The 13006-nt window shown below is 62.2% G+C and carries 8 protein-coding genes; 5 read left to right on the top strand and 3 right to left on the bottom strand.

Translation table 11 applies throughout. From position 1 onward, the window contains the following. Positions 1 to 95 precede the first annotated feature (95 nt). The 5 genes from ACE04F_RS09265 to ACE04F_RS09285 all read left to right on the top strand — a co-directional run bounded on the left by ACE04F_RS09265 (position 96) and on the right by ACE04F_RS09285 (position 8964). Positions 96 to 1778 carry a fatty acid--CoA ligase gene (locus ACE04F_RS09265; RefSeq protein ID WP_486106083.1) on the top strand — a complete coding sequence of 561 codons (1683 nt, stop codon included), beginning with the start codon at positions 96 to 98 and terminating at the stop codon, positions 1776 to 1778. Positions 1779 to 2065: 287 nt separating this feature from the next. After that, positions 2066 to 3922: a DUF1302 domain-containing protein gene (locus tag ACE04F_RS09270; RefSeq protein WP_486106085.1), complete on the top strand. Its 1857-nt coding sequence runs from the start codon at positions 2066 to 2068 to the stop codon at positions 3920 to 3922. A 25-nt stretch (positions 3923 to 3947) separates the two neighbouring features. Then, a complete protein-coding gene (locus tag ACE04F_RS09275) occupies positions 3948 to 5312 on the top strand; it encodes a DUF1329 domain-containing protein (protein ID WP_486106087.1) in 1365 nt (454 codons plus the stop codon). Positions 5313 to 5648: 336 nt separating this feature from the next. Continuing rightward, the gene (locus ACE04F_RS09280; RefSeq protein ID WP_486106089.1) at positions 5649 to 8384 is read left to right on the top strand and encodes a winged helix-turn-helix domain-containing protein; all 2736 of its coding nucleotides are present in this window, start codon (positions 5649 to 5651) and stop codon (positions 8382 to 8384) included. Positions 8385 to 8463: 79 nt separating this feature from the next. After that, entirely contained in the window at positions 8464 to 8964 is a 501-nt protein-coding gene (locus tag ACE04F_RS09285; protein ID WP_486106091.1) for a methylated-DNA--[protein]-cysteine S-methyltransferase, read from the top strand. A 54-nt stretch (positions 8965 to 9018) separates the two neighbouring features. Here the strand turns inward: ACE04F_RS09285 and ACE04F_RS09290 are convergent, their stop codons facing one another. The 3 genes from ACE04F_RS09290 to ACE04F_RS09300 all read right to left on the bottom strand — a co-directional run bounded on the left by ACE04F_RS09290 (position 9019) and on the right by ACE04F_RS09300 (position 12968). Beyond that, a complete protein-coding gene (locus ACE04F_RS09290; protein ID WP_486106093.1) occupies positions 9019 to 10926 on the bottom strand; it encodes an alkaline phosphatase D family protein in 1908 nt (635 codons plus the stop codon). 129 nt (positions 10927 to 11055) lie between these two features. Continuing rightward, complete coding sequence (dctM, locus tag ACE04F_RS09295; protein ID WP_486106095.1) at positions 11056 to 12339, bottom strand: C4-dicarboxylate TRAP transporter large permease protein DctM; 1284 nt, start codon at positions 12337 to 12339, stop codon at positions 11056 to 11058. After that, the gene (locus ACE04F_RS09300) at positions 12336 to 12968 is read right to left on the bottom strand and encodes a TRAP transporter small permease (RefSeq protein ID WP_305498904.1); all 633 of its coding nucleotides are present in this window, start codon (positions 12966 to 12968) and stop codon (positions 12336 to 12338) included. Before ACE04F_RS09300 ends, dctM begins: the two co-directional genes overlap by 4 nt. Positions 12969 to 13006 lie beyond the last annotated feature (38 nt).

The raw sequence follows: 13006 nt of genomic DNA on the forward strand, positions 1-13006 counted from the left end.
GATCAAATCATTCCTTCGGCTGATTTGATCCGCCCGCAGGCACTTTAGAGTGCTTACCTTCCAGCCAAGACCGTGCAGTCAGAAAAGGGACCCTTATGTTGCAGACTCGCGTTATCCCTCCAGCCGAAGGCGCCTACCAATACCCGTTGCTGATCAAGCGGCTGCTGATGTCCGGTGCGCGTTACGAGAAAACCCGCGAGATCATCTACCGCGACCAGTTGCGCTACAGCTATCCGACGCTGATCGAGCGCGTCGCGCGGCTGGCCAACGTGCTGACCGAGGCCGGGGTGAAGGCTGGTGATACCGTTGCGGTGATGGACTGGGACAGCCATCGCTACCTGGAATGCATGTTCGCGATCCCGATGATCGGCGCGGTGATCCATACCATCAACGTGCGCCTGTCACCGGAGCAGATCCTCTACACCATGAACCACGCCGAGGACCGCTTCGTGCTGGTCAACAGCGAGTTCGTCGGCCTGTACCAGGCGATCGCCGGCCAACTGACCACGGTAAAGAAGACGCTGCTGCTGACGGACCTGGCGGACAAGACCGCCGACCTGCCGAACCTCGTGGGCGAGTATGAGCAACTGCTGGCCGCCGCCAGCCCGGCCCATGACTTCCAGGATTTCGACGAAAACTCCGTCGCCACCACGTTCTACACCACCGGCACCACGGGCAATCCCAAGGGCGTGTACTTCACCCATCGGCAGTTGGTGCTGCACACCCTGGGCGTGTCGACCATCATGGGTTCCATCGACAGTGTGCGGCTGTTGGGCACCAACGATGTGTACATGCCGATCACGCCGATGTTCCACGTGCATGCCTGGGGCCTGCCGTACGTGGCGACCATGCTCGGGCTCAAGCAGGTCTACCCCGGGCGTTACGACCCGGAGTTGCTGGTCGAGCTGTGGCGCAGGGAAAAGGTCACTTTCTCCCATTGCGTGCCGACCATCCTGCAGATGGTCCTCAATGCCAAGAGCGCCCAGGAAACCGATTTTGGCGGCTGGAAAATCGTCATCGGCGGCAGTGCCCTCAATCGCAGCCTGTACGAGGCGGCCAAGGCCAAGGGCATTCAGCTCACCGCTGCCTACGGCATGTCGGAAACCGGGCCGCTGGTGTCTTGCGCGCACCTCAACGACGAGCTGATGGCCGGCGGTGAAGACGAACGCATCACCTACCGGATCAAGGCCGGCGTGCCGGGGCCGTTGGTGGAAGCGGCGATCGTCGACGGCGAAGGTCGCTTCCTGCCGGCGGACGGCGAGACCCAGGGCGAACTGGTGCTGCGCGCACCGTGGCTCACCGAAGGTTATTTCAACGAACCGCAAAAAGGCGCCGAGCTCTGGAAGGGCGGCTGGCTGCACACCGGCGACGTCGCCACGCTCGACGGCATGGGCTTTATCGACATCCGCGATCGCATCAAGGACGTGATCAAGACCGGCGGCGAATGGATCTCCTCCCTGGACCTCGAAGACCTCATCAGCCGTCACGCGGCGGTACGCGAAGTAGCAGTGGTCGGCATCCCTGACCCGCAGTGGGGCGAGCGCCCGTTCGCCTTGCTGGTCATTCGCGAAGGTCACCAGCTCGGGGCTCGCGAGCTCAAGGAACACCTCAAGCCGTTTGTCGAGCTGGGGCACTTGAGCAAGTGGGCGATCCCGAGCCAGATCGCCCTTGTTACTGAAATTCCCAAGACCAGCGTCGGCAAGCTCGACAAGAAGCGCATCCGCGTCGACATCACCGAATGGCAGAGCAACAACAGCACCTTCCTCTCGACGCTCTGAGCGTACCCGCCGTGCCTGAAAAGGGCACGGCAGGCCCATCCGGCAAGCGCTTGTCTTGTCAAACCGCAAATTTCAGCCATCCTTGCCATGCCGACAACCGTCGGCCTGGCGAAGGACTGTTCCAGAGTGGTCGAAGGCTGCAAATCACACTTTAGAGGGATCAAGCCGTACTACCTGCTGGCTATAGTCCGCTCAAGGATTTTCGGAATGGGACGCGCGTGCCAGCACGGCGAAGGGTTTCCGGAAATACCCACTGCCATAACAATAAAACACATGGAGTTGCGTCGATGACCTCAGCAAACACCTTCTGGCGCCGGGCAAAATTGCCGCTGGCCGTCAGTCTTGCCTCCTCGCTCGCCGGCCCGGCATTCGGCGTCAGCTTCAACATCGGTGAAATCGAAGGCCAGTTCGACTCGGCCCTGTCGGTCGGCGCGAGCTGGTCCACGGCCAATGCCAACCGCGACCTGATCGGCGTCAACAACGGCGGCAAGGGCCTGTCCCAGACCTCCGATGACGGCCACTTGAATTTCAAGCGCGGCGAGACCTTCTCGAAGATCTTCAAGGGCATCCATGACCTGGAGCTGAAGTACGGCGACACCGGTGTGTTTGTACGAGGCAAGTACTGGTACGACTTCGAGCTCAAGGACGAAGACCGTCTGTACAAGGACATCAGCGACAGCAACCGCAAGGAAGGCGCCAAGTCATCCGGCGTGCAACTCCTCGACGCGTTCGTCTACCACAACTACGCGATTGCCGACCAACCGGGCTCTGTCCGCTTGGGCAAACAGGTGGTCAGCTGGGGTGAAAGCACCTTCATCCAGGGTGGCATCAACTCCATCAACCCGGTCGACGTGTCCGCGTTCCGTCGTCCTGGCGCCGAGGTCAAGGAAGGTCTGATCCCGGTCAACATGTTTTACGTGTCCCAGAGCCTGACCGACAACCTGTCGGCCGAAGCTTTCTACCAAATTGAGTGGGACCAGACGGTTGTGGATAACTGCGGGACGTTCTTCTCGCAGCCGGATGTGATTGCCGACGGTTGTGACGACAACCTGCGCGTGCTGAACAAACGTTCGCGCATTCCAGCCGCCGCCTTGCCAACCCTGACCGCCCTGGGCGTGAACGTAAACGAGGAAGGCGTCCTGGTTCGTCGCGGTCCCGACCGTGATGCCCGTGACAGCGGCCAGTGGGGCGCTTCCCTGAAGTACATGTTCGAACCGCTGGACACCGAGTTCGGTGCCTACTTCATGAACTACCACAGCCGTGCCCCGATCTTCAGCGCCACGGGCGCGGCGGCACGTTTCTACAACCAGCCGCTGGGTCCACTGGCTGCATTGCGTCCCGTGATCGTGGCGGGCAACTCGAACTACTTCGTCGAATACCCGGAAGACATCCGCCTCTACGGCCTGAGCTTTTCCACCACGTTGCCCACCGGCACCGCGTGGAGCGGTGAGCTGAGCTACCGGCCGAACGCTCCGGTTCAGCTGAGCACCACCGACATTCTGTTCGCCGGTGTGACGCCAATCCCGGGCTTTGGCAACGCTTCCGTGCTGGACGGCGCGCCGGGCCAGGACCTGCATGGCTATCGTCGTAAGGAAATCACCCAGTTCCAGACCACGTTCACCCACTTCCTCGACCAAGTCATGGGCGCCAGCCGCCTGACCCTCGTCGGCGAAATCGGCGTGACGCACGTGGGCGGCCTGGAAAGCCGTTCCGAGGCGCGCTACGGCCGTGACCCGGTGTTCGGGCCAGGCGAGCTGCCCGGCGGCTTCTGCAACACCCTCAACACTTCAACAGCAGCCGGTGGCGGCCAGACCATCGGTGCCGTGAACAGCAATTGCAACAATGATGGTTTCACCACCTCCAACTCCTGGGGCTACCGCGCACGCGCCATCTGGGATTACCCGGACGTTTTCGCCGGTGTGAACCTCAAGCCCAACGTGGCCTGGTCCCATGACGTCAAGGGCTACTCGCCAGGTCCTGGCGCCAACTTCGAGGAAGGTCGCAAGGCCGTCAGCCTCGGGCTGGATGCCGAATACCAGAACACCTACAACGCGAGCCTGGCCTACACCAATTTCTTTGGTGGCGACTTCAGCACCGTGGATGATCGCGACTTCCTGGCGCTCAGCGTCGGCGTGAACTTCTAAGCACCGTATTTCAGGACGACACACTATGAAAATAACCAAGAATCTGTTGCAAGTCGGTGCGCTGGGGCTGTCGCTATTGGCGACCAGCGTCATGGCCGCGGTGCCTGCCGCCGAGGCCGATAAGCTGGGCAAGAGCCTGACGCCGATGGGCGCCGAGATGGCCGGCAATGCCGATGGTTCGATTTCCGCCTGGAAACCCATGGCCAAGAACGCTGGCAGCGTCGATGGCAAAGGGTTCCTCGCCGACCCGTATGCCAGTGAAAAGCCCCTGTTCACCATCACTGGACAGAACGTCGAGCAGTACAAGGACAAGCTCGCCCCCGGCCAGTACGCGATGTTCAAGCGTTACCCGGAAACCTTCAAGATGCCGGTATACCCGACCCATCGCGGTGCCACGGTGCCGGATGACGTGCTGGCCGCCATCAAGAAAAACGCCGTGAACACCAAGCTGGTGGGCGCAGGCAACGGCCTGGAGAATTTCGAGACGGCGGTGCCGTTCCCGATTCCGCAGAGCGGACTGGAAGTGATCTGGAACCACATCACCCGCTACCGCGGCGGCAGCGTGACTCGCCTGGTGACCCAGGCCACGCCTCAGCCCAACGGCTCGTACAACCTGGTGTACTTCCAGGACCAGTTCGTGTTTCGCGACAAAATCAAGGGCTTCGATCCAGCCAACCCGGGCAACGTGCTGTTCTACTTCAAGCAGCAGGTGACTGCGCCGGCACGCCTGGCCGGGACCGTGCTGCTGGTGCACGAAACCCTCGACCAGGTGAAGGAGCCACGCAAGGCCTGGATCTACAACGCCGGCCAACGCCGTGTGCGCCAGGCCCCGCAGGTTGCCTACGACGGCCCGGGTACTGCCGCCGATGGCCTGCGGACCTCCGACAACCTGGACATGTACAACGGCGCGCCGGATCGTTACGACTGGAAGCTTGCGGGCAAGAAAGAGCTGTACATCGCCTCCAACAGCCACAAGATCGATTCGCCGCAGCTCAAGTACGCCGACATCCTCAAGGCCGGCCACATCAACCAGGACCTGGCGCGCTATGAGCTGCGTCGTGTCTGGCACGTGACCGCGACCCTGAAGGAAGGCCAGCGCCACATCTACGCCAAGCGTGACTTCTACATCGACGAAGACACCTGGCAAGCCGCGGTCATCGATCACTACGACGGTCGTGGCCAACTGTGGCGCGTGGCCGAGGCCCATGCCGAGAACTACTACGACAAGCAAGTGCCGTGGTACGCCCTGGAAACCCTCTATGACTTGCAGTCCGGTCGCTACCTGGCCCTGGGCATGAAGAACGAAGAAAAGTCGGCCTACGACTTCGGCTTCACCGCGTCCACCAGTGACTTCACCCCGGCGGCACTGCGTCAGGAAGGCGTTCGCTAAAACCGCTTTACCCGAGGCCGCACCCGCATAAAAACGCCCCGACTGGTTCGGGGCGTTTTTTTGCCAGCAAAAAAAAATTGGGGTGAAGGAGCTTGCTCCCGCTGGACTGCGATGCAGTCCCCAAATCACAATTTTTCAGGGTGTCAGGCAAAACTGCGGGAGCTGCCTTGGGGTCGCTCGCAACCCAGCGCGAGCAAGCTCCCCCGCCCACAACAGCGGGCAACCGCTTGTAGCCTTTTTGTAGCCATTTGTAGCACTCCCTTCAATACCTTCTCGTTTACCGCTAGTCTGCGGACATCTGCGACGCCGCCACCCGCATTCCAACAAGAGCCGGCCATGACTGATTTGTCTTCACTTGCGGATTCTGCCCGCGCAGCCATCGCGGTACAGGACGGGCGTTTCTACCGCCCGCCCTTGCCCGACGGTTACGTCCTGCGGCCGCGATTGTGTGAGCGTCTGGGCACCGGGCTCGGCGGTCGCTTGCTGCTGGTGAGTGCACCGGCGGGGTTCGGCAAAAGCTCCCTGGCGGTGGAGTTCTGCCAGGGGCTGCCGGCCCATTGGCAAAGTCTGTGGTTGGGGCTCAGTGCCCGTGACAACGATCCGGGCCGCTTCCTGGAGCGTCTGCTCGAAGGGCTGCAGGCCTTTTACGCGCAGTTGGGCGGCAGGGCGTTGGGCCTGCTGAAGATGCGCCAGCGGCATCAGCCGTTTGCCTTTGAGGAATGGCTCGACGGCTTGCTGGACGAGCTGTCCAGCCACCTGTCTCCCCGCGCCCCGCTGTTGCTGGTGCTCGACGATTACCACTTGGCCCAGAGTCCGGTACTGGACCGTTGCCTGCAGTTTTTCCTCAATCACCTGCCCGAAGGGTTGCTGGTGCTGGTCACCAGCCGCCAGCGTCCGGACTGGCACCTGGCGCGCCTGCGCCTGTCGCGGCAGTTGCTCGAACTCAACGAGCAGGACCTGCGCCTGACCCATGACGAGGCATTGACCCTGCTCCAGCACCACAGCAGTTCGCTGCGCGGCGAGGCGCTGGAGAGCCTGATCCAGCGCAGCGAAGGCTGGGTCGCCGGGCTGCGTTTCTGGCTGCTGGCCGCTTCCGAAGCCGGTAGCGAAGGCCGTCTGCCCCAGGCCCTGCATGGCGGCGAAGGGCTGATCCGCGATTATCTGCTCGAAGAAGTCATCGATTGCCTGCCTCCCGAGGTGCAGGCGTTCCTCTACGACACCGCGCCACAAGAGCGCTTTTGCAGCGAACTGTGCGATGCGGTGCGCGACGCCCATGACAGTCACGAAATCCTCCAGTACCTGGCCGCCCACCAGGTTTTTCTGGTGCCATTGGACGAGCACGGCCACTGGTATCGCTATCACCACCTGTTTTCCGACCTCTTGCGCAGCCGGCCCAGCGCACCGGCCATGGTGCCGGCCGCAACCCTGCACTTGCGCGCCTGTCGCTGGTTCAATGCCCAAGGCCTGATCGACGAGGCCGTCGAACAGGCGCTGCGGGCCGGGCACCTGGACGTGGCGGCGAACCTGGTGCAGAACCTTTCGGAGGAGCAACTGCTGGCCGAGCAGAACGTCGGCATGCTGCTGCGCTGGAAAATGGACCTGCCCGACAGCTTGCTCATCAGCACCCCACGGCTGATCGTGCTCTACAGTTGGGCGCTGGGCCTGGCCAGCCAACTGGATGCTGCCGAGGAACTGGCTGCCTACCTGAGTCGCTTCCTGCCGGCACCGTCGGCCACCGCGCAAAAATCCATGCTTGCTCAATGGCTGGCCCTGAGCGGCATCGTCGCCCGCGGGCGAGGCGATCGAGAGGCGACGCTGCGCTATTGCACCGAAGCCCTCGAAAGCCTGCCGCAGAAACGCTACGGCCAGCGCCTGATGTGCTTGTCGACCTTATCGAACCTGGCAATTGCCGACGGTGACCTGTGGCGCGCCCGCGCGCTGAATCGCGACTCCCTCGAACTGGCGCAGCGGGTCGGCAATCCGCTGTTCGAGGCGCTGGCCCATTACGATCGCGCGCGGGTGTTGCAGGCGCGAGGGGAGATCCTGCGTGCACTCGATGAAGTGAAGCAGGGGCTGCAACGTCTGCATGGATTGTCGCCGCAACGGCTGTATGCGGTGCGCGCGCGATTGGTCCTGTACGAAGGTTTCCTGTTGACGCTGCGCATGCAGCCGCAGGCCGGATTGACGCGGTTGCAGGCCGGCCTGACCGAAGCCCGAGCCTGTCGCGATATCAGTGTGCTGATCGGCCATTGCGTGATCGCCCGGGTCGAAGGCTATAACGGCGAATTCGCCCGGGCCTTCGCGGAGCTGGCCGAGGCCGAGCGCCTGATGCACATCTGGGACGTCCCGCCGGTGTATTACCTGGCGATGATCACCCTGGTCAAATGTGAGCTCTGGCTGGCCCAGGGCCGTACCGAGCTGGCCGAAGCCTGGCTGGCGCGGCTGGGCCAGACCTACACCGGCGAACGGGCCGCCGCGCCACCGGAATTCCACCCGCAGTTGCCGTTGCATGTCGAGCTGCAGCAGGCGTTGCTCGAATCCATCCAGGGCCAACCGATGCGGGCCGAGGGGCGTCTCAATGCCCTGCTTGAGCACGCCCAGCAAACCGGACGGCAGATGCTCAGTGTAATGGTGCTCAACCAGAAGGTTGCCTTGCTACTGCGTCTAGGCCGCGAGCCCGAGGCCCGTAGCACCCTGGTCCAGGCGTTCGATGCCGCCGTCGGCGGCGTATTGCAACCTTTCGAATGGCTGTTGCGAGAGCATCGTGAATGGCTGCGCGAACAGTTGCTGCACGCGCCGCCCAGCGACGTGCGCCAACACTTGCTCGAATGCTTGCCATCGGACTTGACGCCAGCGATCGAACCCTCAGTCCCGGTCGAAACCCTCAGCAGCCGCGAGAGGGCAGTGTTGCAACTGATCGCCCAGGGATGTTCCAACCAGGAAATCAGCGAGCAGTTGTTCATCTCGCTGCACACAGTAAAAACCCATGCCAGCCACATCAACAGCAAACTCGGCGTCGAACGCCGCACCCAGGCCGTGGCGCGGGCGAAGGCCTTGGGGTTGTTGGGTTGAGGTCTTTACTCAACCCGCGGCGAGGGAGCAAGCGCCCTCGCCACAAAAGCCATCACGCGTGAATCAAGGAATCCATTCGATGTTGCCGCTGTACAAAACCATCCAATCCCCCGTTGGCGAGCTGATCCTTGTCGCCCGCGGCGCGAAGCTGGCGGCCATCCTGTGGCACAACGAGCGGCTCAACCGGGTGCGCCTCGGGCCGTTGGAGCAGGACAGTGATCACCCGACCCTCAAGGAAACCGAGCGTCGACTGCTGGAGTATTTTTCTGGCCAACGCCGCCGTTTCGAACTCGAACTGGATTTCGCCGGCACCGATTTTCAAGTGCGGGTCTGGCAGGCTCTGCTGACCATCCCGTTCGGCGAAACCCGCAGCTATCGCGACATAGCGATCCAGATCGGCCAACCGACCGCGACGCGCGCCGTCGGTGCCGCCAACGGACGCAACCCGATCTCGATCATCGCACCTTGCCACCGGGTCATCGGCACCTCCGGCAGCCTCACCGGTTTTGCTGGCGGCCTTGCCGCCAAACAGTTCCTGCTGAGCCTCGAAGGCCAACAGAGCCTGCAACTGGCGTTCTGAACCCTGACCCTAGCCAATCCATGTGGGAGCGAGCCTGCTCGCGAAGTTAGCCGTTCAGCTCAAGGGCGACTTCGGCGCCAGCATGCGCGTGGGCGGGTTGCCGTTGGCGTTGTGCTGATAGATCTGCGCCGGTTGTCCCTGGTCGTTGAAAAACACTTGGCCGATCCCCGCTGAGTTCCACAGCCGCTCCCCGGCTTCGGCGTGTTCCGGGACATGGGGGACGATGCGCATGCTGCGGCGCTTGGTGAACCAGTTCAAGGGTGAGCGGGGTGAATAGAGCCAGCGGTTCAGGCGATCGAACCATTCCAGCAGTGCTGGCGGGAACTCGTTCTTGATGCCGCTGCTGGTGATCTGCCAGACGCGTGGGCCACCCTTGCGGTGCGGGATCAGCACCTCGTAGACGAAGGAATAATGCACATCGCCGGACAGCACCACGTAGCTGCCGGGCGTGCGCGAGTGGCGGAAAATGTTCAGGATTACCTGGGCCGCGCCACGGTGGGCCATCCAGTTCTCCGCATCCACCAACAGCGGGTAGCCGCACCAGCTGAACAGCCGCTGCACGGTCTCGATCAGCTTGACGCCAAAGATCGGCGCCGGCGAGACGATGATCGCCGAGGGGTGATCCAGCAGTTCCTGCTGCAGTTCGCTCAGAGCTTCCCAGTCCAGCAGGCCCGACGGCTGCTTGAGGCTATTCTCGCTGCGCCAGCGGCGGGTGCGGGTGTCGAGCACCACCAGCGCCGGCGTGCTCGGCAACACGTAATGCCATTGCTGGAAGCCGAGCAGGGTGTCGATCAACGCGTCCTGGGGGCCGCTATCGATGTAGCGGTCCCGGGCGGTGTCGCTCAAGGCCACGGTTTGCTTGATCACTTCGCCAAAGGCATTCGGGTTGTTGCCCCAGCCCTGGCAGAGCAGATAGGCGATCAGCGCATTGCCGATGATGCGCTTGGAGAAGGGATGACCGTAGGCCGTTTCCTCCCATTGCGCAGACAGGTTCCAGTCATCGGTGATGTCGTGATCGTCGAAAATCATCAGGCACGACAGGTGGGCAAATACCCGTGCCACGCCATCCAGCCCGGTCTTGAACGCCTCGATGCGCTGCTGTTCGAGGTCGTAGCGCTGGCGCCGTTCGGCGGTCAATTCAGGCGGTTGTGGATCGATCAGCGTCCACGGTACGGGCGACCACACCAGCAGATACATTGCCATGACCTCGGCGAAGGTCACCAGATGGTTGTCGGCGCTGCTGCTGGTGAAGATCGGCTTGCGCGCCCCGCCGAAAAAACGCTCGCGCAGGGTTTTGTTGCTCTCGAGTGCCGGTAACAGATCCGCGCGGTGATAATAACTGGCCGGGTGTTGGTAGAGTCTGGCGCTGTCTTCCACCACCGCACCTTCCAGGCATTCCTCGAACAGGCCCAGGCGCTCGATCAAGGCATGAATCGCCCGCAACATCGGCCCGGCGACATCGTCGGCGTACACCTGGTCGCCGCTCATCATCAGCAGTGCCGGACGCTGTTCGGGAGACTGCGCCAACAAGCGATCGACACAGAGCAGACCATCATTGGCCGGGTAATGAGGCTTGCGGCAGGAGCCGTGGACCAGCTGTTCGATACGCGAATGCAGCATGAAGCTCGGACGCTTCGCGTCGCCGTACAACAGATGCGGCGCCCATTCGGCAATGGGGGTGCCGTCTACCAGCAGGTCGTAGTCGATCGCCATGTCCTGGGGCAGGGGCATATCAAGTGTCACATCGATCAAATGCACAAACGCTCGTTGCCCCACCGGCACCACGGTGCAGCGCGACGCATCCAGCGCCAGGTCGCCGACGCCGTCGATACGCAGCGTCAACGCCAACGCTCGTGTCCCCACCAGCCACATCACCAGCCGCGTCGGCTCCAGTCGTCGCAAGAGCGGGCCGACGAGGACGGGGGGAAGGGTGATCGGGATATCGGAAGGGGCCGGCAACATGCGTGGGAAAAGCTCTGCTTCAGAATAAAGCAGGGATCATAACGCATGCGTACGCTGGGAGGGGGCATGCGCACCTGCGGCAATGGAGCAAGCTCCCTTACCACAGGCGGTGTGTTCAGCTCGGAATAATCAGCTCATCCCCAACCAGTTAGGCAGCGCGAGCGAGATCCACGGTACATAGGTAATCAGCACCAGGAACGCCAGCAGAATCATAAGCCACGGCATGGCTGCGCGGATGGTGGCCGTCAGCGACATGCCGGTCACCGCCGAGGTGACGAACAGATTCAAGCCCACCGGCGGTGTGATCAGGCCGATCTCCAGGTTCACCACCATGATGATGCCCAGGTGGATCGGGTCGATGCCCAGCTTCATGGCGATAGGGAACAGGATCGGCGCCAGGATCAGGATGATCGCCGACGGCTCCATGAACGCACCGGCAATCAGCAGCACGATGTTGACCACCAGCAGGAAGGTTACTGGCGTCAGCCCGGCCTCGATCACCCATGCAGTGATCTGCTGCGGCAATTGCTCGGTGGTCAGCACGTGGGCGAAGAGCATGGCGTTGGCAATGATGAACATCAGCATGATGCTCAGCTTGGCCGACTCCAGCAGCACCTTCGGCGTCTCGCGGAATGTCAGGTCCTTGTAGACGAACAGCGCGATGAACGCTGAATAAACCGCCGCCACTGCTGCTGCTTCGGTGGGTGTGAACATCCCCGAATAGATCCCGCCGAGGATGATCACCATCAGCAGCAAGCCCCAGATGGCCTGGCGTGCCGTGTTCAGCCATTCCCGCAGCGTCGCCCGAGGCATCGCCGGGAGTTTTTTCTTAACCGCAACGATGTAGATCGCCACCATCAAGAAGAAACCGAGCAGCAGGCCTGGTATCACACCGGCCATGAACAATTTGCCCACCGAGGTTTCGGTCGCGGCGGCATAGACCACCATGACGATCGACGGCGGAATCAGGATGCCCAGAGTCCCGGCGTTGCAGACGATACCGGCACCAAACGCCTGGGGATAACCTGAACGCACCATGCCGGCGATGGCAATCGAACCCACCGCTGCCACCGTCGCGGGACTGGAACCGGACAATGCGGCAAACAGCATGCACGCCAGCACCGCCGCAATCGCCAGGCCACCGCGGACGTGTCCGACGCAGGCGTTGGCAAAGTCGATCAACCGTCGTGCCACGCCACCTGTGGTCATGAACGCACCGGCCAGCAGGAAGAATGGAATCGCCAGTAGGGTGTAGTGCTCGGATGTCTCGAACAGCTTGATTGCCAGGGAGCGTACGGAGTCGGGGCTGAAGAAAATAATCGTCAGCGAACCGGCCAGCCCGAGGGAAATGGCGATGGGCACGCCGATGAACATCAGCACGAACAGCGCGATGAACAGGAAGGCAATGGTCATGGCTTGTCTTCCTCGATCTCGGTCAGTTTGATCGCTTCGGCCGCTTCATCGGCCAGGCCCAGGCCCGTCTGGCGGTTCATCAGGATGCGCACCAGGATTTCCGCGAAACGTATAAACACCAGGGCGAAACCTACTGGCACGATCAGCCCTACGTGCCATTGCATGATGCCGAAATGGCCGAGGTCTTCCGCGCCGATCTGGGCAATCATCAAGGTGTTGATCCATTCGTAACTCGCTACGGCCAGCAACCCGGCGTAGGCCAGGCAGCACAGGCAGGCGATCACGCCGATTATGCGCTGCAGCGGTTTGCTCGCCAGTTTCACCAACGCGTCGACGCCGATGTGCCCGGCGGTGCGCACGCCATACGACAGGCCAAAGAAAATCAGCCAGCCAAACAGCGCCTTGGTCAGCGCGCTGCTCCAGGTCATGGCCTGGGCCATGCCCATGATGCCGTCGCCAATGGCGAACATCGGTTCGCTGGCGGCTGGCCAGTTATCGCCAAGGCTATAGAACACTGCATAAAGGTTGTTGAGGACCACATAGACGAAAGTGACCAACGTCATGGCGGCCAGAAGGAAGGCAATGAAACCTTCCTCGAAATGTTCCCAGGTGCGCCGAAGGGCGTTCATGGATGGCATCTCCTGCAGGGAGGACGACAGGTCGGGCG

The sequence above is a fragment of the Pseudomonas sp. AGC41 genome (assembly GCF_057334555.1).